This window comes from Achromobacter xylosoxidans A8, from assembly GCF_000165835.1.
In the GTDB taxonomy this organism is placed as follows: domain Bacteria; phylum Pseudomonadota; class Gammaproteobacteria; order Burkholderiales; family Burkholderiaceae_B; genus Achromobacter; species Achromobacter xylosoxidans_B.
In genome coordinates this window covers 4,042,946-4,059,599 of sequence record NC_014640.1, presented here as the reverse complement: position 1 = coordinate 4,059,599, position 16,654 = coordinate 4,042,946, and the positions used below count along the sequence as shown (strand labels likewise).

Annotated in this window: 15 protein-coding genes and 1 pseudogene; 8 read left to right on the top strand and 8 right to left on the bottom strand. The window is 57.7% G+C overall.

Translation table 11 applies throughout. The features are described from left to right. Positions 1-8 precede the first annotated feature (8 nt). Positions 9-158: a hypothetical protein gene (locus AXYL_RS35085; protein WP_158307667.1), complete on the bottom strand. Its 150-nt coding sequence runs from the start codon at positions 156-158 to the stop codon at positions 9-11. A 1-nt stretch (position 159) separates the two neighbouring features. Next, complete coding sequence (locus AXYL_RS18740) at positions 160-1,449, bottom strand: MFS transporter (protein ID WP_013394418.1); 1,290 nt, start codon at positions 1,447-1,449, stop codon at positions 160-162. Between the two features lie 99 nt (positions 1,450-1,548). Here AXYL_RS18740 and AXYL_RS18735 point away from each other — a divergent pair, with 99 nt between their 5' ends. Together AXYL_RS18735 and AXYL_RS34895 are read left to right on the top strand one after the other, a co-directional pair. Continuing rightward, positions 1,549-2,478 (top strand): LysR family transcriptional regulator, encoded by a 930-nt coding sequence (locus AXYL_RS18735; RefSeq protein ID WP_041653949.1) that lies wholly within the window; start codon positions 1,549-1,551, stop codon positions 2,476-2,478. Between the two features lie 169 nt (positions 2,479-2,647). Next, a complete protein-coding gene (locus AXYL_RS34895; protein WP_179215139.1) occupies positions 2,648-2,794 on the top strand; it encodes a hypothetical protein in 147 nt (48 codons plus the stop codon). 12 nt (positions 2,795-2,806) lie between these two features. On the opposite strand, the gene AXYL_RS18730 is transcribed toward AXYL_RS34895, so the two are convergent. Beyond that, positions 2,807-5,074: a hypothetical protein gene (locus tag AXYL_RS18730; protein WP_013394415.1), complete on the bottom strand. Its 2,268-nt coding sequence runs from the start codon at positions 5,072-5,074 to the stop codon at positions 2,807-2,809. Between the two features lie 92 nt (positions 5,075-5,166). Between AXYL_RS18730 and AXYL_RS18725 the strand changes: the two genes are divergently transcribed. From AXYL_RS18725 to AXYL_RS18715, 3 genes are all read left to right on the top strand, one after another. Beyond that, positions 5,167-6,093: a LysR family transcriptional regulator gene (locus AXYL_RS18725; RefSeq protein ID WP_013394414.1), complete on the top strand. Its 927-nt coding sequence runs from the start codon at positions 5,167-5,169 to the stop codon at positions 6,091-6,093. 113 nt (positions 6,094-6,206) lie between these two features. Then, the gene (locus AXYL_RS18720) at positions 6,207-7,187 is read left to right on the top strand and encodes a Bug family tripartite tricarboxylate transporter substrate binding protein (RefSeq protein ID WP_013394413.1); all 981 of its coding nucleotides are present in this window, start codon (positions 6,207-6,209) and stop codon (positions 7,185-7,187) included. Between the two features lie 96 nt (positions 7,188-7,283). Beyond that, on the top strand, positions 7,284-8,084 hold the full coding sequence (locus tag AXYL_RS18715; protein ID WP_013394412.1) for a hypothetical protein: 801 nt from the start codon (positions 7,284-7,286) through the stop codon (positions 8,082-8,084). Positions 8,085-8,166: 82 nt separating this feature from the next. On the opposite strand, the gene AXYL_RS18710 is transcribed toward AXYL_RS18715, so the two are convergent. From AXYL_RS18710 to AXYL_RS18700, 3 genes and pseudogenes are all read right to left on the bottom strand, one after another. After that, positions 8,167-8,496 (bottom strand): YciI family protein, encoded by a 330-nt coding sequence (locus AXYL_RS18710; RefSeq protein WP_013394411.1) that lies wholly within the window; start codon positions 8,494-8,496, stop codon positions 8,167-8,169. A 100-nt stretch (positions 8,497-8,596) separates the two neighbouring features. Continuing rightward, a pseudogene (locus tag AXYL_RS18705) lies at positions 8,597-9,457 on the bottom strand (IS3 family transposase); the annotation flags it as partial. Continuing rightward, a complete protein-coding gene (locus AXYL_RS18700; protein WP_013394409.1) occupies positions 9,448-9,780 on the bottom strand; it encodes a transposase in 333 nt (110 codons plus the stop codon). The pseudogene AXYL_RS18705 and the gene AXYL_RS18700, both read right to left, overlap by 10 nt. 709 nt (positions 9,781-10,489) lie before the next feature. Here AXYL_RS18700 and AXYL_RS18690 point away from each other — a divergent pair. The 3 genes from AXYL_RS18690 to AXYL_RS34890 all read left to right on the top strand — a co-directional run bounded on the left by AXYL_RS18690 (position 10,490) and on the right by AXYL_RS34890 (position 13,997). After that, positions 10,490-11,479, top strand: coding sequence for a hypothetical protein (locus AXYL_RS18690; RefSeq protein ID WP_013394407.1), 990 nt, complete (start codon positions 10,490-10,492; stop codon positions 11,477-11,479). Positions 11,480-11,766: 287 nt separating this feature from the next. Further along, the gene (locus AXYL_RS18685) at positions 11,767-12,657 is read left to right on the top strand and encodes a hypothetical protein (RefSeq protein WP_041653945.1); all 891 of its coding nucleotides are present in this window, start codon (positions 11,767-11,769) and stop codon (positions 12,655-12,657) included. Between the two features lie 359 nt (positions 12,658-13,016). After that, on the top strand, positions 13,017-13,997 hold the full coding sequence (locus AXYL_RS34890) for a hypothetical protein (RefSeq protein ID WP_013394405.1): 981 nt from the start codon (positions 13,017-13,019) through the stop codon (positions 13,995-13,997). Positions 13,998-14,547: 550 nt separating this feature from the next. Here the strand turns inward: AXYL_RS34890 and AXYL_RS34885 are convergent. Together AXYL_RS34885 and AXYL_RS18675 are read right to left on the bottom strand one after the other, a co-directional pair. Further along, positions 14,548-15,546 carry a hypothetical protein gene (locus AXYL_RS34885; protein ID WP_148260611.1) on the bottom strand — a complete coding sequence of 333 codons (999 nt, stop codon included), beginning with the start codon at positions 15,544-15,546 and terminating at the stop codon, positions 14,548-14,550. Between the two features lie 394 nt (positions 15,547-15,940). Further along, positions 15,941-16,522, bottom strand: coding sequence for an ATP-binding protein (locus tag AXYL_RS18675; RefSeq protein ID WP_041653939.1), 582 nt, complete (start codon positions 16,520-16,522; stop codon positions 15,941-15,943). Positions 16,523-16,654 lie beyond the last annotated feature (132 nt).

Sequence of the window (16,654 nt, the reverse complement as noted above, 5' to 3'; positions counted from 1 at the left end):
TGGCCGCCTTATTTCGGCCCGGCCCCGGTCCGTTCCACATAGATCGGGCTGGAGTAGATGAAGAAGCCGTCCTCGGTTGTGATGCGCAGGTACACGGCATTGTCGGAGTCTGTGTGCAGCGCCTCGCGCACTGCGCCGTCGGCGGTGACCGTGTTCACTTCATCGGCGGCTTGACTCCGCGGCACGGTCGAAGCAGCCGAACAAAAACACGGCAATTGCGAATCCCAGTGTGACGACGCACACGCCATTCCATCCCGCCCATGCCCATGCCGCGCCTGACAGCGCAGCACCAATTGCGCCGCCGACGAAAAAGATGCCGACAAAGAGCGCGTTCAATCGGCCACGAGCCGCCGGATTAATCAGGTTGATCGCGCGTCGGCCGAGCGTTTGATCGGCGATCACACCGGCGTCGAGCGCCGCCGCCCCGACTACCAGCAATGCGAGTGCAAGGACGGGATGCATGGCCGCGGAGAACCCGCCCCAGCCAGCCCCGGCAGCCGCGAGCACGAGTACCGCCGCGATCATCACCAGATGCGCGGCGATTTGTGTCGCACGCCCCGCGCCGCAATCGCCAAGGTAGCCCGCGAGCGGCGTCACCATCGCACCGGTTGCACCCGCCAGCGCGAAGGCGGCAATGCCTTGCATACCCAGCGAAAACGGCGGCTGGGCGAGAAGCAGTGCGATGGCTGTCCAGAACGCGCTGAACGCACCGAGCGCGAGCGCGGCAAGCGTCGCGCGACGCTGTAAGACGGGTTCGGTGCGCAGCAAGGTCCACAGCGAGCGCAGCAAGTCCAGGTAGCGAGCGGCCGTGTGCGGCGTGTGACTCGGCAACCGTGTCAGCAGCACGACTGCAAGCAGCAAGTCGGCCAACGCCGCGATGCAATAGAACGCACGCCAGCCAAACGTTCCGCCGATCAGGCTCGCGAGCGGTCGTGACAACAGGATGCCAAGCATCAGGCCGCTCATCACGTTGCCGACTGCGCGTCCGCGCCGGCTTTCAGGCGCCATCGACGCCGCCATCGGCACGAGCATCTGGATCACGCTCGATGTCGCCCCCGCCATGAACACCGATGCCAGGAACAGCCAGCCTGATCGCGCGAGCGACGCCAGTCCGAGGAACATCGCGCAGCAGGCGAGCGTCCACACGATCAGGCGGCGATTTTCGAGGAGGTCGCATAGCGGTACGAGCAATAGCAGACCTGCGGCGTAGCCGAGTTGCGGGAGCATCGCGATCACGCCGGCAAGCTCGGGCGGCAGAGTCAGTGCTCGGCTGACAGGCCCCGTCAGAGGTTGCGCGGCCGTCAGGTTCACGACGATCACGCCGACGGCGGCGGCAAAAAAGATCGTCAATGACGTGGTCAGGCCACCGCCTGGGGGCGCATCCGCTTGCAGTGAGGGCAGCGAAGCGGAGGGCAGTTTGCGAGCGCAGGCGTCAGCGGGTTGACTCATGGGTTTGGGCTTCCGGGTGTACGAGTGTGGCCCATCCTAAGGACAAGAACGTTATGCGACAATTGAATTATCTTGATAATGTTTATGCGAGATTGTTTTATGAACACGCGTGACTTGCAGGCTTTCGTGGCAGTGGTCGAAAACGGCTCAATGGTGCGGGCCGCAGAGAGGCTGTTTCTGACTCAGCCGGGACTCACGCGCCGTGTCCAGAATCTGGAAACGATGCTCGGCATCGAGTTGCTCGACCGGCAGAGCAAGCCGCTCAAGCCGACGGCGGCAGGAAGCGATGTCTATGGCCTTGCGCGTGCGGTGCTACGCGCGGTCGACGACCTGCTGGCCGTCGCGTCGCCTGATAGCGAGCCGACAGGCGAGTTTAGGATCGGGGTGCCGCCGTTTTTGTCTGAGCTGGCGTTGGAACAACCCATCGACCGTCTGCGTGCCGCCTTTCCGAATCTGACGCTGCGCGTGACAGCGGGCTGGTCGCCAGGACTGCTGGAGGGCATCGAAAAGGCGAAGGCGGACGCGGTCGTCGTGCTTTTACCCGAAAGCGTGCCGTTGCCGGAAGGCCTGACGTCGACGCTTCTCGCCTATAAGCCCACGGTCGTCGTCGCGCCGCGCTCGTTCAGTCTGCCCGACAAACCCGTCTCGCTCGCCGATCTAGCGGCTTATCCCTGGGTGCTGAACCAGGACGGCTGCGGAATGCGTTCAGCACTGAGCCGCGCCATGTCTGCGGCGGGTTTGCCGTTCAATGTCGCTGTCGAAGCGTTCGGTTCGGAACTGCAGTTGTCGCTGGTCGCGCGCGCCTTGGGCGTCGGGCTCGCTGCGCCTGAAGTGCTGGCGCGCAGCCCGCATCGCAATGCGCTGCAGATCGTCGATGTGCCGGAGTTCAATAGCGGGCTGAGCGTATGGCTCGTGCATGGCGTGCTGCCAGGCCGTCTTGTGCGACCCGTCGCGGTGATGCGCGACGCACTGATCGAAACGCTGGAAAGGGATGCGGTACGTTTGCCCCTCGCCGATTCCGTCGCATAAGCCCGAGCAGAAGCTGCGTTGCAGGAGATTTCCCACCACCGGCCGCGGCTCGATGGGCCGACCTTGATGATGCTCCGCGCGCTGGTGTTGGTGGAGTTGCTCGGCGCGCATCTGACGCTTGTCGGGTTGACCTCATGTGAGGCAACGTTTCTGCTGCTTGCCATGTTGCATGCGGATGCTGCCGCTGCCGCCGTTGGGCCCCTTGGGCGAGGCCATCCTGTACTGGCGCGAAGACACCACGACATCTACCACGCAGCTATTCGCCGAGTGCCTGCGGGAGTCCTCGGCGGAATTGATCGATGCCGCCGGCGCTTAGCGGCCGGCCATCTTATTTCGGCCCGGACCCGGTCCGCTCCACATAGATCGGGCTGGAATAGATGAAGAAGCCGTCCTCAGTCGTGATGCGCAGGTACACCGCATTGTCGGAGTCTGTGTGCAGCGGCACGCGCACCCGCGCCTGCATCCGCTGTACCGGGTTCTCGTCAGGCAGGCGATAGACCTGGAGCCGGCGCCGGATGCCGCCGTTTTCCACGACGACCGGCTCCAGTCCGATCTGGTCGACGGGGATCTCGGCACGCACCACCGGCGTGTCGATTTTCAGCACGCCGGCGCGCGGATTGCTCAGCCGCACGTCGATGCCGCTATAGCCGCCGGTGGTCAGCGAGCGCCAGCTCAGCATGTCGGGGCGAGGTTGCGTCAAGGTCTTGTCCAGGTTCCAGAAATTGATGGGCAGCGGATCGACGAAGGTATTGCCCTCGAGGGTCGCGCTGCCGTCCCAGACCGTCTGGCGGCCGCGGCCGCGGTACTCGGATCCTTCCCACACGATGCGGATTCGGCTGCCCAGCGCAGCCTCGTCGTAGGGGTACAGCGTCTGCACCACGTCCATGCGGTTGCGGACTTCCACGCGCTCGATGGCGCCATGGGTCAGGACCTCGAAGGACAGTTCCAGCGAGTCGCCGTCGTACGACAGGATGGCACCCATATCGGCCTGCGTGACAGGCTCGCGCGTGAGCGGGGCGCCCAGCTTGGGATCGTCGGAATAGCGCTGCGCCGGCCTGTCGAAATGCGCTTGCACATCCAGGTAGGCGCGGCATCCGGTGGTGGCGTAGTGGCGGCGCTGGCGCAGGCACTCGGCGATCGACTGGCGGGTTAGCTGGTCGGCAATCAGACAGCTCAGGCCGCCATACGCGCCAAACATCGATGCGCCAGGATGGCTGGCGCCATGCCGGCCCTTGTGTCCATCGCTATTGGCCAGGATGCCCACGCGGTAGCCCAACCGGAAGGCGTCCTCCAGCAACCATTCGAAGGTGCCCCAGTCGGAGTGGATCTCGATGGAGCGCTCCAGCCGCGCGTCATGGGACCGCGTAATGTCGGCGTAGCGGCCGCCGATGTGCGCGAACACCACCACATCCTCGTCCTTCAGCGCGTCGAACAGCGCATCGGCATCGTTGGCGTCCAGCGCCAGGTCCGACAGGTCGTCGATCAGCGCGTGCGAGGAACGATGGATGGGACGGCCTTCCTTCAGGTACAGCACGTTGCGGTCGCCGCCCAGGCCGGTGTTGCCCGACCATTCATAGCCGGGGAAGATGATGAACGATCCGTCCTGGTTGTATTGCGCGGTCAGCTTGTTCAACTGTTCCCAGAACGGCGTGGTGATCTGGAAGTCATTGCCCTGGTGGCTCATGACATCCAGAAAGGCGCGGTCGCGCGCGAACAGGATCAGGTCCTCGGCCGAATTGGTGCCTATGGTTTCCTCGGACTGCCCGTGCAGGTCGGCCCAGTAGTGCCCGCGCGTTCCGCTGCCGGCCGCGACGATGCGGCAGGGCGTGCTTTGCGCCACGGGCACGCCATCGCGCAGCACCTCGATGCGCAGCTCGCCGGGCGCTTCGGCCACCAATCCTTCAAGCCTCGACGAGAGCTCGCCCTCGCGCATAGTGAGCGTGGCAGGCAGGCCGTGCAGCGGCAGGCTGCTGCGCAGGGTGAACTCGCCGGTTACCTGATCGCTGGGGTTGCCCCATTTGTCTTCGCCCTTGAAACCCAGGCCGAAGGGCACGCCCGCCACCGCCTGGCTGGGCAGGATGGCCTTGTAGGCGACCGGCAGCCCGGCCACCACGGCGATGGTGGGCGAGTGCTGGAGTTCGGTGTAGTTGTAGGTGGCGAAGGCGTCCACCAGCACCTTGAATTCGAAAGTTGGCTCGCTGAACGTCTGCACCCGCATGCCGGGCGAGCCCTGCCGCGTATCGCCGAAGCGCACCACGATGCGATCGCCTTCCTCCAGGTAGCCGCGCACCACCCGGATGAATAGCGTCTTGTCCCAGGGCCGGATGTTGCGCTTGCCGTCGTACTCGACCTGCAATACCGCGCCGTTGGAAGCCTCGACCGTGGTGTAGTTCCAGCCGTCCGGCTGATCGAACTGCGGCTTGCCCATGTCGCTGGCGAAGCGGTGCACGATCTTGATCGACCCGGTGTCGTCGATGCCGAAATAGCCTGCGGTGTACGTCAGCGTGAACGACGCGAAGCTGCCCGCTTCGAAGCGGCCGGTAGGTTCGACGATGGCCGATCCCATGCGGTCGGCGGCGTAGGAAGAGTGGGGCATTGCGGTTCCTGGCGGGTTAGGGAAATCCCATCTTAGGGACCGCACATCCATATAGCTATAGTATGCAAACTATTCCATCATGACGTCGCTACATGACCGAGCCGATCGAGTCCGTCTCCCTGCGCCAACTGCGCGCGTTGGTCGCTATCGGTGAAACGGCCAGTTTCACGGCCGCCGGCGAACGCCTGGGCCTGTCGCAACCCTCGGTCAGCCACCTGATCCGCCGCTTGGAGACCGAAGTCGGCCAGCCGCTGGTGGTGCGCGGCCGCGAGGTCTCCTTGACGCGCGACGGCCAGGCCATGGTCGACGCGGCGCGGCGCGCCATCCTGGCCATCGACAGTTCCATCCAGGAATGCCGCGAACACTCCGACCTGAAGCGCGGCAAAGTCATGGTCGCCGTGGGCCACGTCAGCGCGGCCACCTTGTTGCCGCACATCCTGATGGAGTTCCGCCAGCGCCACCCCCAACTGGACCTGATCGTGGTCGATTGCATGGTGCAGCAGATCCGCACGCGCCTGCTCTCGCACGAGGCCGATGTCGGCCTGGGCGCGGTCATGCAGGACGACGACTCCCGCATCATGGTGGAACAGCTTTCGGACAGCGGCGTCGCGCTCTTCGCGCGCATGGATCACCCCCTGGCCAGGCTGGACGAGGTCGACGCCAAGGTGCTAGCCGAATTGCCCTGCATCCAGCTGAATCCCGAAGCGCCCGCCTGGCTCAACATCAGCCGCCGCTTGATCGCCGCGAACATCTATCCGCGCGTCGAACAGCGCGTCGTCCTGCTGTCCACGGCCATCGGCCTGATACAGGCGGGCATGGGAGTAGCCATGCTGCCGCAGATCGCGCGCGGGCAGATGCCCGCCGGCATCAAGGGCATCGCCTTGCGCAATCCGGCGCTGGAATGGCCGATCTCCATCGCGCGCCTGGCCAACTACCCTTTGTCTCCCGCGGCCCAGGCCTTCGTCGCCGTGGTCCGTTCCGTCTCCCAACGCCTGCGCCGCGACGCCGCCATGCCGTGATGGCATGACGCTATAGCACCCCGCCTATTTTTCGGGGTTGCCTGCTCCGATACGCTGCTTGGCATCATGCAAGCCCGCATGGTTTCCATTGCTCGCGCCAGCGCGGAGGCATCATGAAAACACTACAAGGGGTTCTACTGGGGGCTGTACTGGCCTGTGCGTCGCTAGTCGCGACGCCAGCCGAGGCGGCGCCGTTTCCGGATCGTCCCATCACGCTGGTCGTGCCCCTTGCGGCGGGCAGCACGGCCGATATCCTGGCGCGGTCCATCCAACCCGGCCTGAGCCAGCAACTGGGGCAAACGGTCGTCGTCGAGAACAAGCCCGGCGGCGGCGGCCAGATCGCCATGAGCTACGTAGCCAAGGCCTCGCCCGATGGCTATACGCTGGTGCTGGGCTCCAACAATACCTGGGCCATCAACCTGGGACTGTTCTCGAAGCTGTCCTACGATCCGAACAAGGACTTCGTGCCGGTCGCCTATCTGGCCGGCGGCTCCAATGTACTGGTCGTGCCGTCCGACAGCCCATACCGCTCCGTACCCGAACTGGTCTCGGCCTTGAAAGCCCAACCCGGCAAGCTGATGTACTCATCCGGCGGCAACGGCACCACGCACCACCTCTCGGCCGAACTGCTGCTGTCGATCACCGGCACCCAGGCCGCGCACATCCCCTACCGCGGCGCGCCGCAAGGCGTGGCCGCCGTCATGGCACATGAAGTCGCCTTCGCCTTCTACAACACGCCCAGCGTGTCCGGCCTGGTCAAGGAGGGCAAGCTGCGCGCCCTGGCGGTCACCGGCGAGGCCCGATCCCCCTTGCTGCCAGACATGCCAACCATGATGGAAGAGGGCGTGCCGGGCTACGTGATCACCGTCGACCTCGGCTTGATGGCGCCCGCCGGCACACCGCCGGATGTCGTGGCAAAACTCAACGCCGCGGCACGCAAAGTCATGGGCAGCGCCGAACAGCGCCAGCGGCTGCAGGGCTTGGGGTATGAGATCTTCCACGACGGGCCACCCAGCGGACTGGCTGCTTTTATCCAGGCCGATATCGCCAAATGGGTGCCGCTGGTGCAGCGGTCGGGGGCGAAAGTGGATTAAGTGTTTGCGTTGCCTGATTCCCTGCCTAGGGAAATGCGCGGGGCGCCAGCATACAATTCGCCGGCCCCAACTACCTCAGCAGAGTGAGTCCCGCCCATGTCTGAACACCACCAGTTTCTGTGCCCCCGCGACATGCATTTGCCGCCGCCCGATTGGCGGGTGCTGGAAATAAAACTGCTGGAAGGCGGATATGTGCTGGAGCCGCGCGGTGACGGTGTTCCGTATCGCGCGCTGTTGAATCTGAGCTTCGATCTGGCGAGCTTGAACGAAGGTTCGTACCAATATCAGGAAGGCCTGCGCACCACGGGAGACGTGATCGCCATGTACGTGGGGGCGGGGTATCTGCCGGTGGAGATACCGATACGCCATAACGACACGATGGCAGAGGCCATGGCGTTGCTGGCTGAGCACGGTATTACGCCGGGGGATCGGTATGCGGATAACGAGAGCAGCGATTGGAATAGTCCGCAGTACTGCCTGGGGCCGGCGGCGCGTGCCTATCTGACTGACGATACGCGGGCTTCCTATGACGCAGACCCCAAGAATTTTCCGTTGATGCTGCTGGCCTATGACGGGCCTGAGCCACATGTGGCGGTGGGGGAGAATCTGTCCGAGCCTAGTTTGCCGGGGTCAGATGAACTGCTGGAATCCATGCCGCCGTTTGACTCGCATGTTGATTTTATTGGGGCGGCTTACGAGGATCCGGCGGCGCAGTGGCATTGCGCGGAGAATGGGCGCGATTACCGGATATTGGAGCTGGATTGGCGGTTCAGCTTGGCGATGGGGTTTCGGATGGTTCGGACTGAATGGCTGGATGATGGCAGTGCGAGGGGGCTGGCCAGGCTGATCGAGGGGCTGACCGGGCAGGCTATGGTTTGCAGCCATCGGCATTTGTGAATGCGGGGTAGGGGATAGGCGCTGGGCTGTTATTCCCTTGTTCTTGCGAGACATAAACCTGCGGTGCGGATGAGCGGTGTCGCTACGGCTGTTCTAGCGGCCACACTTCAACGACCCCGTGCGCGACGGCGCAGGGCGTTTGCGACACCATTGCTATAGCCTCGGCCATGTCGGCGGCTTCGATGATGGCGAAGCCTGCTACTGGTAAGGGCGATCTCATGAATGGACCGGGCGTTGTTTCGACCCGGGCGGCCTCGTGGTTGCGCACTTGTATGGGCTTGCCTGCGACGCCCATCAATACCCCGTCTTTTCGCAATTTTGCGTCGTGCGCATGCGCTGCGTTTCGGATGGCTGCGGGCGTACGGTCGTAGCCCTCTTGATCGCCATATCCGATGGTAACGAACTTTGGCATGGGTTATCCCCTTTGCGCGTGGGAGAAATGGTGTTTGGCTGCAATCTGCCGAGAGAGTTGTAGTCTGACTGAGCTGACCCGGATTTCTCGGACAGTTTGGTTAAGACACGGAGGCCTCGACCTGGGCAGGGGTTCGATAACCTAGCCCCTGGTGGATTCGCTGGCGGTTATAGAAGACCTCAATGTAGTTAAAGATCGCCAGCCGCGCATGCTCCCTGCTGTGGAAGACCTTGTGATGCGTTAATTCGTTCTTTAAGTTGCTGAAGAAGCTCTCTGCGACGGCATTGTCGTAGGGATCCCCCTTGGCGCTCATGCTGATGATGATGCCGTGGTCCTTAAGCATGCCTCGGTACTCTGCCGAACTGTACTGCGCACCGCGATCGCTGTGGTGCAACAGTCCAGGATCGGGACGGCGCCGGGCTAGGGCCATTTGAAGTGTATGGATCAACAACCTGCGGTCGGCCTTCTCGGCCATGCTCCAGCCGATCACCGACCGAGAGTAGAGATCCAGCAGTACGGCCAGATATAGCCAGCCTGTCCGTGTTGGTACAACCGTTATGTCGCCCACCCAGACTTTATTGGGACATTGCACGGTGAACTGACGTTGCAGGCGGTTCGGGGCTGGCCCCAGCAGCGAATGCTTCTCCAGCCGACGAAACCGCTGCTTGCGCAGCGCCTCGATGCCGGCTTGGCGTCGCAGTCTTGCGACGCGATGCTTGCCGCACGCCACGCCGTTGGCGTTAAGCGCGCGCCAGGTCTTTTCCGCGCCATACGCTTGCCGGCAGGTCTGATGGGTCTGCTCGATGGCCGCGAGCAGCTTGACGTCCTCTTGCTGCCTTGCCGAGGGTTCACGACGTTGCCAGTCGTAATACCCGCTGCGGCTGACGTGCAAGGCCCGGCATAACCGAGCGACCCGGAACTGCTGCTGATGAGCCTGCACAAAGGCGTACCTCACGGCAGTTCCCGCGCAAAGTACGCTGCCGCTTTTTTTAAGATATCGCGCTCTTCGGTGACCTCGGCCAACTGACGCTTGAGGCGCTGAATCTCGGTCTGCTCGTCGGTGCGAGCCTTGCCTTTACCGGGAAATGAGACGTCTGGGCCGTGTGTCGCCAGCTCTTTCTTCCATCGGTAAATAATCGACCGCTTCACGCCCAGCATCAGCGATAGTTGCGTGCCGCTGACCTTGCCTTCCTCCAGTTGTCTGACCGCCTCGATCTTGAACTCCCGACTGTGATACTGGCGTTTGGCTTCAAGCGGCTTGCCTTCGGGTTTGGATTTATCCATGGGACACCTCCTTCAAGTATTGTCTACTTCTTCGGGTGTCCGGAAAACCCGGGTTAGCTCAGTCTGACACCTTTTTTTCTTGCCCAGCAGCCGGTCCACCCGCTTGATCCGATGCCTGATTGCCTGGTCGGCCGGCAAACCACGCGCCAGTCCACTGAGAGTCAGCCGCCGGGTTGTCATCGTACTTCGCACAGTGCTCGTCAAGGCCTTGAGCTGGCTTAGATGCAGGCTGGGGATCGAATCCTGGAGCAGCTTCTGCAATACTCCGACTGCGTGCATGGCCTGTCTTCCTTCAAACGGTTTGGTCGCCCTATGAAGGGTATAAGACTGGCGCCATGCACGCCCTTGATCATCTACAAGCCAAAAGCTTGCCTCCGCCCCGCGCAACAAGCCATTGATTCAGAATGAGTTTCCCTGGAACTTCGCGGGGAAACCTCAGAGTCTGACACTTTTTTCCTGTCATTTGAAAATAGCTGCTTCCGGCAAAGAGGCAAAGAGGCAAAGAGGAAGCGACCGTTAGAAGACTTAAATCGACGCATCTCAGAATGTATGCTCAACCCGAACTCAAGTTTTGGCCTCAATAGCCGTTATATAGGTTCACAACGTCGGTGGAGAGGCGCCGCACGCCGTGATTAAATAGAGCGGCGAGAGCACGAACTAGCCGGAAGTGCTGCCGCTGGATCATGAGTCAAGACGGAGTCAGGGTAGGATGGACACATTTCTTTCGATTTTTGGGATCGTCGTATCGTTTGGGCTATTCCTGATTGGCTATCGACAAACTATCGGTGCGAAGAAAGAGCGCATTGCAGCATGCAACGTCGAGGTGGAGAAGATTATCTTTCGTCGACTCATTCTCGAAGGCTATGTCCCGAACCGTCTTGACATTGAACGTCTCATAGACGGAAAGGCTCGTGACTTCCGGGTTCAGCCAGACGACTTACTATCCGTCCTGCAAACTCTAAATACTCTCTATACGCGCATAGTGGAAAGCGATCTCGTACCTCCCGACGAACGTCGAAAGATGGTCGACCGAATTACTCCGGCACTTCTAGAAAGTGAAGCGAAGCCGGTCGAGGCGGTGGCCGCCGAAGAGGTTGAAATTAAGCATGCACAGATCGAGAGAATGCGGGCGGTTACGCTCATGGCTGTCCTGGCGTCTATAGTTGGCGCGATAGTCGCTGCGCTTCCGAGTATTGCGAATCTTGATACCGAGCGCCCCGAACTTCTTTGGCCCGCCATTTTGACCGCGATCGCCAGCCTGGCCATGATCGCATTGTTTCTCACCGCCTACAGAATTCGCGCCGCGCAAGAAGAACCGACGACAAAAAGTCAGGGAATCGAACAGTCAATTCGCTTTGAACGAAATGTGGCGAGCACACTCAAAAAGTCCGGCGCCAATCTTCAAGTCTTATCTTCTGAGGTGGTGGCCGGCGATTTTTTGGTCGAACGCGACGGACGTAAATTTCTTATCGAGGTAAAGTCTTGGACGCGCAGGGTTCCGATACCTGTCCTGGCTCAATTGGCCGAGAGATTGCGCGCTGCTGCATCCAGCCTTGGTGCTGATGAGTGCATCGTAGTAACTAAGGCGCCGATTATTTCCGCGGATGAAAATATCGATCTTCCTGGAGTGACCTTTCTCACCGAAGGACAATTGGCGGTTTATTTGAAACGCCCATCCGGCCTATCGAAGGTCGAATGAAGATTGATAATCTGCGTGAACTCAACGCGGCGATATGCGCGGGGTGCACCACATTTTCAGCATTGAGCGTCCACTCTTTTGGGCTGGCTGCGTCCGCTCCGTGCCGACAGTGGTGCGTTATGAAGGTCGGCTATTGGCGAAAAGCAGTAATTACCGTTGTCTTTTTAGCAACGGCTTCTAACTGATGCGCAGTCAATGGCAATAGTTGAGCTATGCATTTACTGACGCTTGGCATCTCAGTGTCTTATCATTCGATCCATATAAAAAAACCCAATCGGGGCCATAGAATGTCTAATTTCAGCTTTAGCAAAGTCACAATCATCGAGTCGTTAAAGCCGACCGACTTTAAATCCGGCACTTCGCTGTGCGAGTCCATCAATGGCCTCAGAGAAGACAATCCCGAAGCGCCCCTCGCGGAACTAGAGACGGTACAGGGGTGCGACGGATTTCTCGCCAAAATTCGCGAACTCACGTTGTCTGCCCGGGATAACGATGAATTCCCTATCCTACATATCGAGACCCACGGCTGGGGCGACAAGTCCGGCCTCGCGTTTGCCGATGGCTCGTCCCTGGGCTGGGATGATTTGGCACAGTCGCTCGGTTTACTGAACGAGGCGACGCGTTTTAACTTGGTTGTGTGCGTAGCGGCTTGCTTTGGTGGTCACTTCGTGGGCAGCATCAAGCCGACGGCACCTGCGCCCTGTTTCGCCTTGGTCGGCCCTACTCATACGGTCTTGCCCGACGAACTTCTCCGTAGCTTCCGTGACTTTTACAGAGCACTTTTGACGACGCCAACTGCGCCGGCTGCTCTTCAAGCGCTACTCGCACACCGCCTGACTGTTGGCGGCTTTCTCACCACGTCGGTGGAAGACTGGTTCTTTAAGCTCGCAGATGCTTACCTCCGAAATGACTGCACGCCCGAACGCCTAAAAGAGCGAGCCGAAAAAATCATCGAACAATTGAAGCGAGAATCGAAAACAGTAAATTCCGAACAGCAGGCCGAGATCGAAAAAATAGGGGAGACTTTGGCATTCGGCTTTCTTGATCGCAGATTCTCAGAGTTTTTCATGATAGAGGAAATCCCGGAGAATGCGGATCGCTTCGCGGCCTCACTGGCGAAAGCAAAGGCTCAAGCAACGAGTTTTTTCAACGCTCAGAAGCCATCTGCGGCAGCGTAGTAGCGCGACCAAAACCTCATGCCGCTAAGAGAAAAAATGGGTTGGGTTTCGGTGCTTTGTCGTGGGGCGGCGGGCGGCTCTGGGTTGAAAACCAATGTCCAATCCGCTTTTGCCAAAAGGCGGTCGATGAAGGTTTTTCTTCATGGGGGTTATTCGAAAAAAAGTTGTATTTCGACATAATATTAACCTATCCGTACTGTCATTCGCTGCGTGGGAAGTATCCTGAAGTTTTTGCACAGCGATTCAAGCGATTGCATCAAAACGGCAATTTTTCAGATTTCAACATTCAGACCAGCAAACCAGTTGAGTAATGCACGCATTAAGAAATTTGTAGGCAACCAACCTTCTAGGATCGTTTAATGAACACTGATTTAGCAGTAAGGTCACTGCTCTTGGATAGAAGTACGGGTAAATATATAAAAGCGGTCGACGAGCACGGCCTGGCTGACTACGTTAATTTGTTTTCCAAGAGGACCGAAAAATCAGAAGTAGTTATATTTGATTTTTCCAAAGCAGTCAGTCTTTTTCATGAAAACCTGAGTAAACAACTGGCCGCCAGGGATCACAGAGATTTGACTGTAAAGCGAGGGACTGTATTTAATACATGGGTGAGATTGAGATCGCTAACAAATGATTCAATGCTTATCCATACGGCTTTCCAAGTATCCAGAGACGCTGAAGAAGTGCTCAATTGGATATACACAAGAATTCCTGATTTGAAAGAAATTTATCATTCAGCTAGTGACTATTCCTCGAGGGGGGCGGCGAGTGAAAAGAACTCTGCTATTTTAAAACTCTCTAGTGAGATAGAAACTTTTTTTGAAGTTTTGCTGTGCCACATTCACGCCACGACCAAGGTTGATATTGGGTATTTCAAAACTGAATTTATTCTTAGTCAGCATTGCATTAACATCAGAGGCGTGATTGTTGATATCTTAAATAATGAACTAAATTATAGGAATGGGGAGTTTAATCGCAACAGCATGATTTTTCAGCTTTGCATGGAAGACATGAAAATTAGTCCCGCCGCGATTCTTCTTCAAATAGGTTCGTGCGTTAATGTTAATGATTTAAGAGAAAAAATTCTTAACACGGCAAAAACTGAAGATAGAGATGATGGATATAGCGCAAGGCGCGAGTACACAGTAAGCTGGCCGAAGGCTTCAAACGCTAGTATCGATAGAGTTAAGATTCTGTGCAAGCTACTTCAAAATATAGATTCAATTATTTTCTTTCTCGATAATCTGAAAGGTCAAGAAACAAAACTTAATGCTGACACAGCGCAACAGCGAGAGTTTGAAAGTAACGTTGATTCACTAATCCTGGGAGACAACATATAACAATTGCTGTCGAAAATAGATCGCTATATTCCAAATTCGCCATAGAGAACGACATTCTTGAATGCCCGCTTTGGGTCGTAAGCTGACCCTCTTGCATCTGACGCTCTGGCTGTACTATCGCGAGTCAGCATCGTGTCAATGCTGACTCTGTCAGAAAAATCTCTTAATGAATCGGTTTTGCTTCATCGGTGAATCTGACTTCATCAAGAGCAGATTCAACAAGATCTGTGATGTGATCGCATAGACTTTCAATGCCGCCTAGCAAGTTGGAGACAACCCAAGGATCGAGCTGCTGGCTACCGGCCGTCTCCAAGTCATTTGCTCCGTTGCCAACGATTCGGCTAATTGCCCAGATCCCCTGGCAAGCCCGCTCCATCTTCCGAAGGTCTGAAAATCGAAAATAATGGTGTCAGACTACAATTTCGCTCCTTAAATTGTAGTCTGGCACCATTTTTTACGATGGCCATTTACCCTTGGACTCTATGTTGGTGCCGTACTAGATCTGGGGGCAGGTCACCATAGCAGGCGTTGATTTACCTCGCTTACCTTCTTATAGCCAATGATCCTTACGACGCGTTGCTCCAGCAATTCGTTTCATTGGTGCCAGATCTGGGTGTTTAGCCCAATTTGAGGCGACCACTACCCAACCGGCTGCGGTATGTTGCTTGATTTGTGCGGCTACGGGATGGTGGTATTTGTTGGGTACACCAAACGATACGACTGCGTTACCCGGCCCGGAAGGCGTTGGTGGAGTTCCAGTGTTACCTCCCCCATGGTGGGATATTACAAGCCCTTTGAGGTCTCGCTTCGCTGGCGATGGTATGTATTGGTAATCGGCATCTCCCGCCATCAGGATGTTGCCCTGAGTTGTTTGTACTTGCATGGCGTAGCCGCATTGATTCTTATCGTTGGTCGGTCCTGTGCATGCATAGACGCGCACGTTGCTATTGATCGCATGCATGCCTGCAGAGCAGAGACTCAGATTCCTGCCAAGACGTTTTATCAGAGCTGCGACCGTCGGACCTGGATGTTGTGGTGCTGGCGCAAACCAACTGAGGTTCAATAATGCCTTTTGAAATCCCAAGGCCATTGAGTAATGGTCGTAGTCCCAGTGTGATAAAACTACGAAAGCATTCTTTGGCGTGGGGATGGAAGGGGGCGTAGTCGGCCACGATTTGGATTGAAACCATAGCGGACGACCAACGTCGAAGTAGCCCACCACACGACTGAGATGGTGTTGACTATGAATGGCGTTGCAACTGGCTTGGCCTACATCGACAACTCTCACCAGAAGGTCTGGTAATCGCACTGTTGAACCATCGACCTCCGAAATGATTGAAAGAGATTTCGGCCCCAACTGGTCGACGACTTCACACTTACATCGGTCCGATAGCAGGCGGCTTTCGTGGGGCTCTGTACGCCGAATCCAGGCGAGTCTTCCGAAAAAGACCGGATGATCGCTGGCCGCCGTGTCCTCCCCAGGTAGAAGTGAAGGAAAGGGGCCTTCGATGAAGCCTAGTGGTCCGTGAGCATGAATGGATAGCGTCAATCGTAGCCAGTCGCCCTCCTTGTAGCCACTATCGAACTCAGCGGGCCCACCTCGGGAATCTGGGCGTGGAAAATGTAGAGTGATATGTCGAAGCCACTTAGGCTCGAGAGGAGTAAGAGACTCCAAGTCTCGAAGATCTTCGCACGCCAAGGCATCCAGAGATACTGCCGTGGGCGTACTTTTATCGTTCGGTCGTTCCACAACATCAACGGACTCAACACGGGCCCAGAGATAAAGCGGCCTGGGGAGTGGTAGCGTCTCGGGCAAGATTTCGAACTTATGCAATCCCATTCAACTATTCTTCCATTGGAGGGAAACCGACAGATTGTAGTCTGACACGTTTTCCTTTTAATTCATGACGCTTCCTCGTGTGCGCCCATAAAAATGTGAACGTTCAAGCGAAGCCTGACTGCGAGGGGGGCGTGGTCTGATGCTCTTGTTTTATTTGCATTTTGGCCATGAGGGCTGCGAGTGCTGTTTTCATTTCCAACGAAGTCGGGGAGCGTAATCTCACAAGCGAAATGCCTAGCTGCGCACATACGTCCTCGGCATGTTCGAGTTCCTTTTGAGCAAACACTTCGATCTCGGAGTGCTGCCACGTTAGGTCTCCTCGCTTGCGAAGCCTATTGGTGATCACTTCGGCGGACGCCTCGATAAGGATTACCCCCTGAATCATCAATTGGTTAAATGTCTCTATTTTTATTTTTTCGTGGACGTTCTCCGCCCGACGTAAAACCAAGTGTCCATCGAGAACGATAGTTTCGCCGTTTTTCTCGAGTCGTCTAGTCGCTGCGACCAAAGTCCGTTGGTTTTCGTCGATATCCTCTATCTGTCGAGAAGCTGTCCAGTTAGCAAACCCTCGTTGCTCTCTGATTAGCTGGCTCGCGGTTGCATGTCTCAACCCTAACTCGTTGCAGACAGAGCTAAGGATGAACGTCTTCCCGACAGCATGAACTCCGCCAACGAAGAGCGTCATGGCTGACCCTTTCTTTTTTTCATCTGTTCTTCAAGTTTCATGCATTCGATACTAGCCATATATCGGAAAGATTGCGGGGGTGCAAAGTCCTTGATCACCTCGGACGGTTCTAGATGTTGAGGCAGCTCTAAT